This is a genomic window from Pseudomonas sp. GW821-FHT01A09 (genome assembly GCF_058986725.1).
The window spans coordinates 22,530-37,125 of the sequence record NZ_JBYSWB010000037.1 but is presented as its reverse complement, the minus strand read 5'-3'; the positions used below and the strand labels follow the sequence as shown (position 1 = coordinate 37,125).

11 protein-coding genes are annotated in these 14,596 nt (G+C 65.7%); 2 read left to right on the top strand and 9 right to left on the bottom strand.

Annotation, left to right across the window (positions count from 1 at the left end; genetic code table 11):
- Nucleotides 1-509: 509 nt before the first annotated feature.
- From AC3WJP_RS26750 to AC3WJP_RS26715, 8 genes are all read right to left on the bottom strand, one after another.
- The gene (locus AC3WJP_RS26750) at nucleotides 510-4,172 is read right to left on the bottom strand and encodes an AAA family ATPase (RefSeq protein WP_493721366.1); all 3,663 of its coding nucleotides are present in this window, start codon (nucleotides 4,170-4,172) and stop codon (nucleotides 510-512) included.
- Nucleotides 4,169-5,404: an exonuclease SbcCD subunit D C-terminal domain-containing protein gene (locus tag AC3WJP_RS26745; protein WP_493721367.1), complete on the bottom strand. Its 1,236-nt coding sequence runs from the start codon at nucleotides 5,402-5,404 to the stop codon at nucleotides 4,169-4,171. The genes AC3WJP_RS26750 and AC3WJP_RS26745 overlap by 4 nt, the downstream gene beginning before the upstream one ends.
- A gap of 66 nt (nucleotides 5,405-5,470) precedes the next feature.
- Nucleotides 5,471-7,108: a BatD family protein gene (locus tag AC3WJP_RS26740; protein WP_493721368.1), complete on the bottom strand. Its 1,638-nt coding sequence runs from the start codon at nucleotides 7,106-7,108 to the stop codon at nucleotides 5,471-5,473.
- Nucleotides 7,105-8,952, bottom strand: coding sequence for a VWA domain-containing protein (locus AC3WJP_RS26735; RefSeq protein ID WP_493721369.1), 1,848 nt, complete (start codon nucleotides 8,950-8,952; stop codon nucleotides 7,105-7,107). Before AC3WJP_RS26735 ends, AC3WJP_RS26740 begins: the two co-directional genes overlap by 4 nt.
- Entirely contained in the window at nucleotides 8,949-10,028 is a 1,080-nt protein-coding gene (locus AC3WJP_RS26730) for a vWA domain-containing protein (RefSeq protein WP_493721370.1), read from the bottom strand. The genes AC3WJP_RS26735 and AC3WJP_RS26730 overlap by 4 nt, the downstream gene beginning before the upstream one ends.
- The gene (locus tag AC3WJP_RS26725; RefSeq protein WP_493721371.1) at nucleotides 10,021-10,512 is read right to left on the bottom strand and encodes a DUF4381 domain-containing protein; all 492 of its coding nucleotides are present in this window, start codon (nucleotides 10,510-10,512) and stop codon (nucleotides 10,021-10,023) included. Before AC3WJP_RS26725 ends, AC3WJP_RS26730 begins: the two co-directional genes overlap by 8 nt.
- Nucleotides 10,509-11,453 carry a DUF58 domain-containing protein gene (locus AC3WJP_RS26720; RefSeq protein WP_493721372.1) on the bottom strand — a complete coding sequence of 315 codons (945 nt, stop codon included), beginning with the start codon at nucleotides 11,451-11,453 and terminating at the stop codon, nucleotides 10,509-10,511. Before AC3WJP_RS26720 ends, AC3WJP_RS26725 begins: the two co-directional genes overlap by 4 nt.
- Nucleotides 11,454-11,463: 10 nt before the next feature.
- Nucleotides 11,464-12,423, bottom strand: a complete 960-nt coding sequence (locus AC3WJP_RS26715; RefSeq protein ID WP_226506648.1) for an AAA family ATPase — start codon at nucleotides 12,421-12,423, stop codon at nucleotides 11,464-11,466.
- A gap of 245 nt (nucleotides 12,424-12,668) precedes the next feature.
- Between AC3WJP_RS26715 and AC3WJP_RS26710 the strand changes: the two genes are divergently transcribed.
- Complete coding sequence (locus AC3WJP_RS26710) at nucleotides 12,669-12,920, top strand: helix-turn-helix domain-containing protein (protein WP_493721373.1); 252 nt, start codon at nucleotides 12,669-12,671, stop codon at nucleotides 12,918-12,920.
- The gene (locus AC3WJP_RS26705) at nucleotides 12,917-14,125 is read left to right on the top strand and encodes a type II toxin-antitoxin system HipA family toxin (RefSeq protein ID WP_493721374.1); all 1,209 of its coding nucleotides are present in this window, start codon (nucleotides 12,917-12,919) and stop codon (nucleotides 14,123-14,125) included. The genes AC3WJP_RS26710 and AC3WJP_RS26705 overlap by 4 nt, the downstream gene beginning before the upstream one ends.
- Nucleotides 14,126-14,139: 14 nt before the next feature.
- Here the strand turns inward: AC3WJP_RS26705 and AC3WJP_RS26700 are convergent, their stop codons facing one another.
- A complete protein-coding gene (locus AC3WJP_RS26700; RefSeq protein ID WP_493721375.1) occupies nucleotides 14,140-14,496 on the bottom strand; it encodes a hypothetical protein in 357 nt (118 codons plus the stop codon).
- Between the last annotated feature and the right edge of the window lie 100 nt (nucleotides 14,497-14,596).

Sequence of the window (14,596 nt, the reverse complement as noted above, 5' to 3'; positions counted from 1 at the left end):
GGGGCAAGCCCCCTCGCCACAGGGTTACCCAACCCAGTGCCCTAGGGACGACGCAGACCTTCGCCATCGGACATCAAATTCCTCAAATGACACCGCCGAACCTGTAGCGAGGGGGCTTGCCCCCGATGGGCCTGACCTGCAATGCGCGGTGTCAGTACCGGCCTATCGGGGGCAAGCCCCCTCGCCACAGGGTTACCCAACCCAGTGCCCTAGGGACGACGCAGACCTTCGCCATCGGACATCAAGTTCCTCAAATGACACCGCCGCACCTGTAGCGAGGGGGCTTGCCCCCGATGGGCCTGACCTGCACTGCGCGGTGCCAGTACCGGCCTATCGGGGGCAAGCCCCCTCGCCACAGGGTTACTCAGCCCATTGCCTTGGCGACGACGCAGACCTTCGCCATCGGATATCGCAGCACCTGTAGCGAGGGGGCTTGCCCCCGATGGGCCTGAGCTGCAATGCGCGGTGTCAGTACCGGCCTATCGGGGGCAAGCCCCCTCGCCACAGGGTTAGCCGACCTCGACGGTGCTTAGCCCATTGCCTTGGCGCACCACCCTGATCTGCACCGGGATGCGTTCGTGCATTTCCTGCACATGGGAAATCACCCCCACCTTGCGGCCCTGCGCCTGCAGGCCATCGAGGGCGTCCATGGCCAGTTGCAGCGACTCCGGGTCGAGGCTGCCGAAGCCTTCGTCGATGAACAGCGATTCGATCTTCAGCGTGCTCGACGCCATCGACGCCAGCCCCAATGCCAACGCCAGCGACACCAGGAAGGTTTCGCCGCCGGACAGCGAGTGCACCGAGCGCAGTTCGTCGCCCATCTCGGTATCCATCACCAGCAACCCGAGCATGCTGCCGCCGCGCTTGAGGCGATAGCGGCGCACCAGTTGGCGCAGTTGCACGTTGGCATGGTGCACCAGCAGGTCGAGGTTGTAGGCCTGCGCGATCTTGCGGAAGGTATCGCCACTGGCCGAGCCGATCAGCGCGCTGATGCGGCCCCAGCGCTGGTATTCGCCATAGGCCGTGGCGATACGCTGTGCCAGCGCCTGATTGGCATCGCGACGGCGTTGGTCGTCCACCTGGCGGGCGCGTAGCTCGGCGCTTTGCTGTTCACTGGCATGCACGGCGGATTGCAATTGCGTCAGGGCCTGTTCGAGCTCTTCGCCCAGCGTCTCGGCGGTGGCATTCGGGTCAGACGATTGCCCCGCCTGGGCATGGGCCTGCAGCCGTTGTTCACGTTCTGCGAGCAACACCTGCGCTTGTTCAACGGCCTTGTCACTGGCCTGCAGACGTTGCCGAAGCGCTTGCAGCTGCGCGTCATCGACGCTCAACAGGCGGGCCACGCCGTCGTCGTCCAGCTCGGCATGGCGGGCACGCCACTGCTCGATGTCGCTGGCCAGGCCTTGGCTTTCTTCATTCAGGGCCTGCCAGCGTTCGTCGCCGCCCTTGAGCTCGGTGGCCAGTTGCAGCAACTGCCGATCGATCTCTTGCAGCCGCTGTTCGCTCTCGCTCTGGGCGTTGCGAGCCTGCTCCAGCGCCTGCTGTTGATGCTGTTGCCACTGCTCGGCGCTGGAGTATTCGGCCAGCAGGTGCAGCAGCTGTTCACGCAGCGTTTGCAATTGCGCCGTGCGCTCGCCAAGGCGGGTTTGCAGGGCTTGCAGTTGCTGCGCGGCATTGTGCTGTTGCAGCTGCTGGCGGTCGATCAGCTGTTGGCGTTCGAGTTGTTCGTTGTGTTCATCCCGGTGTTGCTCGGCGCTGGCCAGACGCTCGGCCACCTGACGATCCAGCTGCATGAAGGTGTTGGCGGCATCCTCGCTCAAGCCCTCCATGCAGGTGGGTGTCAGCACGGCGGCGAACGCCTGGCGATCTTCATCCAGGCGCCGCCGATCGTTGTTCAACTGGCTTTGTTGTTCGGCCAGTTGCTGGCTGGCGGTTTCGCTCGCCTGGGTGGTGGCGCGCAGTTCCTGCTGCAGCCGCGCGGCATCCTGCTGTAGCGTCAGCAGGGCGTTCTGGCGCACTTCGTCCTGGCTTATCTGCTGTTCGACGTGGCTCAGTTGCTGGCTTAGCCAGGCGTCCCGCTGGGCGGCATCGCGCTCCAGCAAGGCGCTGCCGAGGGCGTGAGTTTCCAGGCTCGGCAGCAGCGCGCTGCGTTCTTGATGCAGGCGCTCCTGTTGCTGCAGCAGGTCCTTTTGCCGGGTGATCACGCTGCCGACGCGCTCGCGCAGCTCCACGACTTTTTCCTTCAGGGCATCCACCGCCTGTTGCGCGGTAGCGCCTTCCTGTTCGTCGTGCACGGCCATGTCCTGCAGCAGCGCCTCGGGCTGATGCCAGGGGTGTTCGGTGCTGCCGCACACCGGGCAGGGCTCATCGTTGTGCAGTTGCTCGCGCAGGGTTTCGACGCTGGCGCTGCGGGCCAGGCGCTGGCGTTCAAGCAAGGCGCGGGTGACGCTCAGGGTCTGCTCGGCCACCTGCAAGGCGTCGCGGGTCTGCAGGCCTTCGCCGGTGAGTTGCTCGCGTTGCTGCTGGGCGTCGGCTTGATCTTGCTGGAGGGCAACGCTGCGGCGTTCGAGTTCCTGCAGGCTGGCCCACAGCCGCGACAGCTCTTCGAACCCGCGCTGCTGCTTACGATTGTCCTGCAGCAGGCTGGCGAGGATCTGCACCTGTTCGGCAACGGCATCGGGCTCGGTATCGGCTTCGCGATACAGGACTTCGAGGGTATTGCGCTGGGCCGCCAGGGCCTCGCCGGTGCTTTGCGCGCGCGCCTGCAATTGCGCCAGTTCGGCGCTGCCTTGCGCCAGGCGATTGTGCACCAGCAGATAGGCCTGCAAGCGATCGCGCCAGGCACTCCAGGCGTCGGCCAGTGGCGCGAGTTCGGCGGATTTTTCCAGCTCGCCTTGCAACCGCTCCAGAGTGGTGACGCTGAGTTGCTGGCGGGCGAGCAGCTCGTCGAGGTGTTTGCGGCCGGCCTCGACCTGCTCCTGGCTGGCAGCGGCCTCGGTCTGCTGAGCGTCGGCTTCCTGTTGCAAGCGGGCCAGATCCCGTTCCGCCTCGAAGGCCTGACGCAGGCGCGGGGCCGATTCACTCTGTTGCGCCTGGGCCGCAGTCAGGGCCTGGCGGGCGAGCTCGCCGGCACTTTGCAGTTGGGCCTGTTCATCGCTTAGCAGCGCTTGGCGCTCGCGCCTCTGCTGCAACTGCTCGGCCAGGGGCGTCAGTTGCGCCTGTACGGCCTGGCGGCGGGCGAACACATGCCGCTGCGGCGCCAGTTGTTCCAGCAAGCCGAGGTCGATGCGCTCGCCGGCCAGTGCCTGCCAGTGCGCTTGGGCCTGCTGGCGTTGCGCGCTGGCGTCATTGACCTGGGTGTGCAGGCGCTGATATTCGGCCAGCCACTGGCGTTGCTGGTCGAGTTGCTTGAGTTGCCCGCGTTGCGCTTCGAGTTGCTGCTGGGCGTCGCTGAACTGTTGATCGAGCAGCGCGCGCTCCTCCTCGCTGAGGGGCTGCACGCCCACGGCTTCGGACTCGAGCTGACGATGGGCGTCCTGGGCTTCGCGCGCCTTGACGAAGGCACGGCGCCCCAACTGGCTGTAGATGGCCGTGTTGGTGAGCTTTTCCAGCAGCTCGCTACGGTCCTTGTCGTCGGCCTTGAGGAAGGCGCTGAACTCGCTTTGGGCGAGCATCACGGCGCGGGTGAACTGCTCGAAGTTGAGTCCCAGGCGTGCTTCGATCAGCAACTCGTATTCGCGCTTCTGACTGGTCAGCACCTGTTCGGCGTCGATGTCGTAGAGGCTCTGCTTGCTGTTCTGCAACTTGCCGTTGGCCTTGTCGCGGGCGCGATTGGCTTCCCAGCGGGCGCGATAGCGGCGGCCATCGATGCCGACGAAATCCACCTCGGCAAAACCACTGCCGCTGCCACGACGCAGCAGGGTGCGCGGATCGTCGGAGCCGATGTCGCTGTCGACATCCGGCACCTTGGTTTCGCGTTTGAGGTTGCCCAGGCGCGGCACGCTGCCGAACAGCGCCAGGCACAAGGCGTCGAGCAGGGTGCTCTTGCCGGCGCCGGTGGGGCCGGTGATCGCGAACAGGCCGGTGCTGGCCAAGGGTTCAGCGGTAAAGTCGACTTCGATCGGGCCGGCCAGAGAGGCCAGATTCTTCAGGCGGATGGCGAGGATCTTCATGCTTCGCTCTCCTGTTGCACGTCCTGCAGCAAAAGAGCGAAATCGCTCAGGGCCTGATCATCTGCGGCGCTGCCGTAGCTGTCCTGCCAGGCGCGGCTGAACAGCTCCAGCGGGCTCAGTTGACCGAGTTCGATCAGTGGGCCGTCGTCGTCATCCTGGCGTCCACGGCCGGCGTATTCGGCGGCGATGCGCACCAGGCGCACGGCTTTGTTCTGCAGGGCGGTTTCGATCTGCTGGCGCAGGTCCGGCTGTGGCTCGTCGAGGATCACCCGGGCTTCGAGCCAAGGCTGACGCTCGGGGTCGGCCAGCAGGTCGAGATCAGGCAACTCGGCCAGGCGTGCGATCAGTTCGGCCAAGGGCGAGGGACCGACGCGCATCAGGGCTACGGCGCGGGGGATGGGCAGCGCCTCGACGCTCACCAGGTGCTCGCCCTGACACTCGATCTGCAGGATCTGATGCTTGTAGCCGATCTCGGAGAACGACAGCGGGATGGGCGAGCCGCTGTAGCGAATGCGCGATTCGCCGTTGACCTGCTGCGGCTTGTGCAGGTGGCCGAGGGCGACGTAGGCGATGCTCGCATCGAATAGGCTGGCGGGCAGCGCCTCGGCGTTGCCGACGATCAGGCTGCGCTCGGATTCCAGCGACACGCTGCCGCCGGCCATGTGCGCGTGGCTGATGGCGATCAGCGCCTGATCGGGCTCACGGCGGGCATTGGCGGCCTTGATCAGCGATTCGTGGACATGGGCGATGCCCTTCAGGTAGTCGTCACCCAAGTGCAGGCCGGTGACCTCCGCGGGGCGCAGAAACGGCAGCGCCAGGCACCAGGCGGCGACCTTGCCTTCGGCGTCGGGCAGCGGCAACAGCAGGCGCTCGGCATCAAGCTGGCCGTCATCCAGCCACAGCACACGGCCCAGCGCATGGGTGCGCAGGCGGCGCATCAACGGCGCCGGCAGCTCGATGCGCGAACCGGAGTCGTGGTTGCCGGCGATCATCACCATGGTCAGCTTGGGTTGCTGCTCGTGGGCGGCGACGATGAAGTCGTAGAGCCGCTCCTGGGCTTTGACCGGCGGGTTGACGGTGTCGAAGATGTCGCCGGCGATCAGCAGCACATCGGGCTGGCGGTGCTTGAGCTGGCCCAGCAGCCAGTCGAGAAAGCAGCCGTGTTCGAAGTCGCGGTCCTGGCCGTGGAGGCTTTGACCCAGGTGCCAGTCGGAGGTGTGAAACAGTCGCATGGGAATCCTGTGCAATGGGGCTACAGCAAGGCTGGCCTGCGCGATGACAGCGGCGCAGGCGGCGCGCTATTTGGGGTAGAGCGGTGGCAGGCCGGCATTGTCGCCGCCTGCCGCCTGACGCCGTTCGCTGGCCGGGATGGTGCCGATGGCGCGCCACAGCGCCTCGCCCTGCCAGAACTGCCCGGCTTCGCTGTACAGCGCGCCGTTGAGGCCGTCGAGGGCGTTGGACAGCGGCACAAAGCGCGCGGCCATGTCGGCCAGGGTTTCCGGCTGCTGACGGGCCCAGGCGTCCAGCGCCTGGCGCGTGGCCTGTGGATCGTTGGCCAGGCTGGCGCGCTTGAGATCGTCGAGCAGTGTACGCGGGCTCGGGCCGGTTTGCGCGACGCGCTGGATCGCCGGTTGCGAACGCGCCCGCCACCACAGGCCGAAACCCAGCGCAGTGGTGCAGGCCAGCAGCAAGGTGGCCAGCTTCCAGGGCCATACGGCACTGGCGGTGGCGCTTTGCGCGACGTTATCGCCGGCCGGGGTGTCGACCGCCAGGCTCGGGCTGTCGCTGACCTGCAGTGAGCGGGCGGGCAGGCTGCTGTGTTCGAGGTGATCTTCGCGGGTGTTCCACCAGAGCACATCGATGGCCGGCAGATCGATTTCACCGCTGCGGGTGGGGACCAGCGCCGTGCGCTCTTCGCGGCTGCCGATCAGGCCGCGCTCGCTGTTGGCGTTGCTCAGTTGCGGCTGGTCCGGGTAACGGCGCAGGCCCTTGATTTCGGCAGCGGGCAGCGGCGGCAACTGCGCACTGGCCAGGCCATCGGCCTTGATCGTGACGGTGCGCGTCAGTGAGTCGCCGACCTGGCTCTGCTCAGGTTCCGGGCTCCAGCTTTCATCCAGCGCCAGGCTGCGCGCCGGCAGCCAGGGCGCATCGCTCGGATAGCCCGCCGGTTTGGCTTTGACTTCCAACGGAATCTGCGCCGAGCTGACATGGGCGAGCTTGCCCGGCTGAGCACTGGCAGGGTCGTCGGCGGCGTTCATTTGCGCCGGCGTGGCGCTGAACACCAGCGCTGGAATCAACAGTTCGCCGCTGCGTTGCGGGTAGATCGCGAAACGCCATTCGATGACGCCGTGGCGCACGCCATTGATGAGTTTTTCGTAGGTGCGCGGCGGGCCCAGCGACTCGATGCGGGCGTCGGGGATCTGCAAAGGCGTGAGGCTGCTGTCGTCATACAGCGCCACCGAGTGATAGACGCGCAAGGTCAGCAGCGCCTGAGCCTGCACGTAGACCTGATCCTGATCGAGGCTGGCGTCGATGAAGATCGGCGCCGGGTTCTGCTTGCCGGGCGCGTCGGCGGCTAGCACGGTGATGGCGATGCTCTGGCTGTGTGCGTCGCCCAGTTGCAGCGACGGGATGTTCAGGTTGCCGGTGCGCTGCGCCACCAGGGTGATGATCCAGCGCGTGGTGGCTGGGGCATCACCGTTGAGGCCGGTGAGGTGGTTGATCTGGCGCGTGTCGCGCACCTCGAAATCGGCCTGCAGGGCGGTGAGGTCGGGTTTGCCGAACTGGGTGAAGTCGTCGGAGGCGAGGGTCAGCTCGAACGTCTCGCCGACCGCCAGGCGAGTGCGATCGACACTGGCGACCAGGGTCGCGGCCTGGCTGACGCTGGCCAGCAGGGCAAGGATGACGATCGAGAGCAAGGCGCTGATGCGGCTCATTGGGGTTTGTCCTGACGCTGTTGCTGTTCGTACCAGAATTTTCGCCGGAGCAATTCTGAAGGGTGGTCGGGGATTTGTCGCAACCATTGTTCCAGGGCCTGGCGTTGTTCGCCGTCGAGATCCTGGTCGGGCGGCTCGGCGGGGGCTTTCGGCGCCGCCTCCGTGGCGTCGGCCAACTGCCCGGTGCCGGGGACGCCGGCGTTGGTCGGTGGTGGAGCAGGGCGGTTGGGAGCCAGGGCGCCGCTGTCTGGATTGCTCGGTGCCGCAGCCGGCGGCGCGGTGCTGGTGGCGGGCGGGCCGTTCGCGGTGGCCGCACCATCGTCGGCGTCGGCGCCGGCGCCATTGCGATTGCTGGCCGTTGCATCGGCGTTGGCCGCACTGCCGGCACCCTCACCGGCACCGACCTCGGGGGGCGTCGACGGGTTGCCCTGGGCGGCCTGTTCGCGGGCTTTTTGCGCCTGCGCTTCGGCCAGCTCACGGGCCTGACGAGCCTTGAGCAGACGTTGCACCAGAACGCGGTTTTTCAGCGCCGGCTGCAGATCGGGCTGGCGCTCCAGCGCTTGGTCATAGGCATCCAGCGCCGCTGCCAGGTCGCCGCTGTGGGCCAGGGCGTTGCCGCGGTTGTAGTGATCGGCGGCGGTGTCGCCCTTGGCGAAGCGCTCCAGGGCCCCGGCATAATCGCCGGCCTCGTACAGGGCTACGCCTTGCCAGCGGATGTCTTCGAACTGCTGCGCGGCGGCGGCCGGGCGTTGCGCTTCGAGCAATTGCTGGCCGCGTTGATCGGCGCGCCACCAGAGGTCGCTGAAGTCGAAGGCATAACTGGGTTGTGGCAGGCACCACAGCAGCGGCAGGCAGAACAACCAGCCACGGCGTCCGGCGCAGGCGGCGAGGAACAGCAGCGGCAACAGCAGCCAGTAGCCTTGGTCTTCCCAGGTGTCGAGTTGCAGGGTGCTTTGCAGATTCTGCCGGCTGTGGGGCGCATCGAGCAGGCCCAATTCGCGCAGGTCGAGGCTGTCGACCCGGGCCTGGCGATAATGGCCGCCCAGCGAGTCGATGAAGTGGTCGAGGCTGGCGCTGTCCAGGCGCGGCAGGGCAATACCGCCCAGGGCATCCTTGAGCAGTTCGCCGTTTTCTTCGGTGACCGGCGCGCCCTCCGAGGTGCCGATGCCGATCATCGACAACGGCGGGGTATTGCGCCCCAGGCGCCGCTGCAGGCCATCGCGCTCCTGATCGGTCAGCGACGAGGCGATCAACAGCAGTCGGCCCTGGCCCAGACCGGCCTGCTTGAGCAACGCCAGGGCGCGGTCGACGGCCAGATCGGCACGTTGCCCGGGCTCCGGCATGATCGACGGAATCAAGGCGTCGAGCAGGTTGCGGCTGGTGATCAGGTCGTCGGACAGCGGCACCAGCACGTGGGCGCTGCCGGCGTAGACGATGATCGCGGTCTGCGTCTGGCCGCGGCTTTCGAGCAGATCCAGCAGCTTGCGCCGGGCCACTTCCAGGCGGTTGGGGCTGACGTCGGCAGCGAGCATTTCCGGGGTCAGCTCGAACAGCACCACCAGCGGATCGGCGGGTTTTTGCGTGGTCTGTTCGACCCGTTGCCAGCTGGGGCCCAGCAGTGCGCCGATGGCCAACAGCCAGGCGACGGCCAGCAGCACCCAGGGCAGTTTGCTGGTGCGTCCGCTGCCACCGCCGAGCAAGATGGCATGGAAGGCCGGCGGCAGAATCGCCTGCCAGCGCCCGTTGCGCCGCGGCCGATGCCACAGACGCCACAGCAGCCACAGCGCCAGCGGCACTATCAGCAGCCATTGGGGGCGGAACCAGAACGGCCACGGCTCGCTCATTTGTGCCTCCGCAGGCGCAGCCGATCAAGGCGTTCGCGCCAGTGCGGAGTGGCTACCGGCAGAAAGCGCCGCTTGGCCAGCAGCCGTTGCAGGGGGTTGTCCGGCCAGTGCTCGCGCAGCATCAGCAGCATGCTCAGCAGCAATGCGGCGGCCAGCGGCCAGCTGTACAGCGCCTGGGCCGGGCGCGCTTCGGTCGGCTGCTGGGCCACGGGTTCGAGCAGGTCGAGGCTGGCGCCGATGCGTTGCAGTTCGGCGCCATCGCGGGCACGGAAGTAGCTGCCGTTGGTAAGGCTGGCGATCTGCTTGAGGGTCGGTTCGTCGAGGTCCAGGCTGGGGTTGACGCCGGGCAGGCCGATGGCGCTTTCCTGCTCGGGGTCGGCACCGATGCCGATGGTGTAGATGCGCACGTGTTCCAGCGCGGCCAGGCGTGCCGCGGTGAGCGGGTGAATCTCCCCGGCGTTGTTGGCGCCGTCGGTGACCAGCACCAGCACGCGGCTCTGGGTAGGGCGCTGGCGCAGGCGCTTGAGGGCCAGGCCGATGGCATCGCCGATGGCGGTGTTCTTGCCGGCGATACCTACCTGTGCGTCATCGAGCCAGGTGTGCACGGTGCGCCGATCGAAGGTCAGCGGTGCCTGCAGATAGGCACGGCTGCCGAACAGGATCAGACCGACGCGATCGCCTTTGCGGTTTTCCAGAAAGTCGCCCAGCAGGTTCTTCACCAACGTCAGGCGGCTGACGTCCTCGCCTTGCCATTGCATGTCGGGGTAGTCCATCGAGCCGGACACATCCACCGCTACTAGCAGGTCGCGGCCGCTGGCGGCGATCGGCAAGGGCGCGCCGAGCCATTGCGGGCGAGCGGCGGCGCACAGCAGCAACAGCCACAGGAGAATGTACGGCAATTGCTGGCGCCAGGCCGGCAGGTTGATGCGCGCGCGACGCCCGGCCAGGCCTTCGAGTTCGTCAAGGAAGCCGACCTTGAGCACCGGCTCGCCGCTGTCGGCCACCGGCAGCAGGATGCGCATCAGCCAAGGCAGCGGCAGGAGGATGAAGATCCACGGCCAGGCGAAATCAAACATGCTTGCGAATCCAGGTGTCGATCGACTGATACAGGCCGTTGATGGCCTTGTCGTCCAGTTTGCATTCGGGCTTGTAGACGCCCTCCACCAGAATCATCCAGCGCGTCAGGCCGGCCGCCGGGCAACGGTTGTCGAGGAACGCCAGCCATTCGCGGCCGTTGAGGGTGTGGCTGTTGGCGTTGGGGTAATGGTTGCGGCACAGGCGCTTGAGCAGGGCGTTGAGCTGCTGCAGCCACTCGCCGGCCGGGGCGCTGTAGGGCCGCGGCAGCACGGCCAGTTGGGCCAGGGCTTCGAGGCGCACCGGGTCGAGGGGCTGTTCGGTGCGCTCGGGTTCGGGCGCCCGCTGCCAGCGCCCACGCGCGCGCCACAGGGCCCAGGCCAGCAATCCCACAAGCACCGGCAGCGCCCACCAGCCGGGTGCCAGCGGCCAGGCGCTGACGGGCGGCGGCAGTATCAGAGGCTGCAGTTGGTCGAGGGCGCTCATGACGGGCTGACCGGGCGTTGCGGGTTCAGGTATTCACGCAGTTGTTCGATCATTTCGCTCTGGGTGCTGAGGGGCATCAACAGCACTCGCAGTTTTTGCGCGAGCAACTCCCAGCGCGCCACCCGTGCCTCGCCTTTGGCGCGATAGGCCTGGCGCAGGTCCTGATTGAGGGTGTCCAGTTCCAGCCGCGCGCCCCGTTGTTCGAAGCGCAGCAGGCCGGCGGCGGGCAGGGCGTGGTCGAGCGGATCGGACACCGGCAACAGCAGCAAGTCGCAATGCCGCGCCAGCAGGCTCAGCTGTTGTTCCGCTGCGTCGGTCAGGGCCCGCTCGTCACACAGCACGATCGCCAGGCTGCCAGGGCGCAGCACTTCCCGGGCGCGGCGCAGGGCCAGGTTGAGCGCGTCCGGCTCGGGCCGCGCATCGGTGCTCAGCGAGTGGTTGACGTGCACCAGCCGGTTGAGCAGTTGCAGCAGGCTCTGCTTGCTGCGCCGCGGCTTGATCTCGTAATGCTCGTGGTCACCATAGACCAGCCCGCCGATGCGATCGTTATGCTCCAGGGTGGCCCAGCCGATCAGTGCCGCGGCCTGGGCGGCGAGCACCGATTTGAACATCAGCCCCGAGCCGAAAAACAGCTGGCGGCTCTGCTCGACGAGGATGAACACCGGCCGTTCGCGTTCTTCGTGGAACAGCTTGGTGTGCGGTTCCTGGGTTCGCGCGGTGACTCGCCAGTCGATGCTGCGCACGTCGTCGCCGGCCTGGTACACGCGCACCTGGTCGAAGTCGACGCCGCGCCCGCGCAGCTTGGAATGGTGCAGGCCTACCAGCGGGCTGCGCTGGCCGGGGCCGGAAAACAACTGCACTTCACGCACGCGATGGCGCATCTCGATCAGCTCCTGGAGGCTGACGCGGATACCGGGCGCGGAGGGCAGTGAGCTAGGCATGGCGCGGCGGTCAGGCGACCGCGACCACATCCAGGATGCGCTGGATCACGCGATCCTGGTCGACCCCGGCGGCCTCGGCTTCGAACGACAGAATGATGCGGTGGCGCAACACGTCGAACAGCACCGCCTGGATGTCTTCCGGGCTGACGAAGTCGCGCCCGGCCAGCCAGGCGTGGGCGCGGGCACAACGATCCAGCGAGATCGAGCCGCGCGGGCTGGCGCCATAGGCCAGCCACTCGGCCAGCTCGGCGTCGAACTTGGCCGGGGTGCGCGTGGCCATGACCAGCTGCACCAGGTATTCCTCCACCGCATCGGCCATGTACAGGCCGAGGATCTCTTTGCGCGCAGCGAAGATGGCCTGCTGGCTGACCCGGCGTTCGGGCTTGGTTTCACCGTTGAGCGCTTCGCCGCGGGCCTGCTGGAGGATGCGCCGTTCGACGGCGGCATCGGGAAAGCCGATCTTGACGTGCATCAGGAAGCGATCGAGCTGGGCTTCGGGCAGCGGGTAGGTGCCTTCCTGCTCGATGGGGTTCTGCGTGGCCATGACCAGGAACAGCGGCGACAGGTCATAGGTGCTGCGCCCGACACTGACCTGGCGCTCGGCCATGGCTTCCAGCAAGGCCGACTGCACTTTGGCCGGCGCCCGGTTGATCTCGTCGGCCAGCACCAGATTGTGGAAGATCGGCCCTTGCTGGAACACGAAGCTGCCGGTTTCCGGCCGATAGATCTCGGTGCCGGTAATGTCGGCGGGCAGCAGGTCGGGGGTGAACTGGATGCGGTGGAACTGCGCCTCGACGCCTTCGGCGAGCTCTTTGATGGCCTTGGTCTTGGCCAGTCCCGGTGCCCCTTCGACCAGCATGTGGCCATCGGCTAGCAAGACGATCAACAAACGCTCGACGAGTTTTTCCTGCCCCAGAATCTGGGTGGAGAGAAAGGTGCGCAGCGCGATCAGCGCTTCACGATGTTCCATCGTCGAGGGTTCCTGGAGAGAAGTGCCGAGCGCTGGGTGCCTGGCTGGGCAGGGGGCCACTACTTTAATGGATTTCAGGTCGGGGGGCGATGGAAATAGTGAATCGTCCAGGTTCATGAAGCATAGATTGTTATTCTTAGATAACATACGAGTGCCCATGTTACGTATAAATAACAACGGTGGACGGGGCGATATGTTATGCGTAAATTACAATCCATGTTTAATGTTACGTTAAGGTAACAAAAATGGATCCTGTCCTGCTTATCGAACGTCTGGGTGATCAGTTGCGCAGCATGCGCAAGCAGCGCGGCATGACCCTGATCGAGCTGGCCGAACGCGCAGGCATCACCCGCCAGAAACTCGCCGAAATGGAAAAGGGCAAGCCGACGGTGTCGATGTTCTTCTATGCCAAGGTGATCGCCGCCATGGCCTCCGAGGTCAAGATCGTCCCCGCGCGCAAGCCCACCTTTGAAGAGCTGCGTGAGGTATTCAAGTGAGTACTCTCGATCGCGTGCAAGTCTTGACTGCTCACGGGGCGTGCGGGGAGTTGTCGCACGAGGGCGATCGGGACTATCTGTTTCGCTACGGGATCGGTATGCCGGACGAAGCCCAGATCAGTCTGACCATGGCTGTGCGCGATATGCCTTACTTGTCCCGCACCCTGCACCCGGTGTTCCAGATGAACCTGCCCGAAGGTTACGTGCTGGAGCAGCTGCGCCATCGTCTGGCCAAGACTACCCTGCTCAATCCCATGCTGTTGCTGGCGCTTACGGGCAGCGGGTCACCCATTGGCCAGGTGCAGGTGCATTCAGCGGCGCTGGATTCGATGCTCGACCGAGGTGCCATGCCCCGCGGCGAGCGGCTGGCCGATCTGTTGGCCTGGGACGGCGCCGAGGACCTGTTTACCCAACTGGTAGACAAGTACATTCTGCGCGCGGGCATTTCCGGCATTCAGCCGAAGGTGCTGGTGCCCGAGGCCATGGCGGCGGATCCCAAGGCGACCCTGCTGACGCCCGAATTGATCGTCAAGACCGGCCGTGAGGATTTTCCCGGGTTGGCCATCAACGAGTTCCTGTGCATGGACGCAGCTCGCCGCGCAGGCATGCCGGTGCCTGAGTTTTTCCTCTCGGATAATCGCAAGCTGTTCATCATGCGCCGTTTCGATCGTGACGATCAGCAGCGGCCGTTGGGATTCGAAGACATGGCCGTGTTGACCGGCGTGGGCACCGAGGAAAAATACAATGCCAGCTACGAGAAGATCGCCCGGGCGATTCGGTTGTTCTGTGCGCCAGAACAGGTTCGGTCATCGTTGAGGCAGTTCTTCGATATCGTCGCCTTGAGCTGCATGGTCGGCAATGGCGATGCGCATTTGAAGAATTTCGGCTTGCTCTATGCCGATCCTCTCGGCAAGGACGCCAGACTGGCCCCGGCTTATGACATCGTCAATACCACGGCTTATATCCCCGAGGACTCTCTGGCCCTGACGCTTGCCAGTTCCAAAAGCCTGTTCCGATCGCGTCTCGGGATACTGGATCTGGCGAAAACCTGTGATGTCCCCGAGCCCAGACAGCGCTTGCGCGAGTTGATCGCGGCGGTAGAGGCGTCGCTGAGCGCCAACGCGGTATTGGCCGAGGAAGTGCCGCAAGTCGCAGCGGCCATCGATCATGCCAATGGTCTGTTCCGTCAGACATTCGCTGACTAGTCTGGGCGTCGAGATTACAGGCCTTTGACCAGCGTCCCCGTACCTCGCAGGATATTGGTCAGGGTCTCCAGCACTTCAGGCAAATCGGCGGCATCGGTGGAGTGTTCGATGTCCAGGGTGTCGCGGCCGTTGAACAGGCCGGCATCGATCGCGGCCACTTCGATCAGCAATTGATCGGCACCGAGGGTGACCTTGATGTCGCGCACCAGCTGCGGGTCGTTTTCGCCGAAGGTGATTTCGATCTCGTCTTCTTCCGGAATCCGGGTCATGAGAAACAACTCGCCCATGAGGCCGTGGCAGCACACCAGCGCCATGTTGGCTTCTTCTTCGTCGCAGGGGTTGGCGATCAGGGATTGGGCGTCGAGTTTCATGGGGGAGTCCGGGGCGAGGGTGCAAGAGCAAGAATTTTGCCAGCTTTGCGCGATGAATGCTTGTCAGGAATATAGCCATTATCGACAACATCCCCGGGTT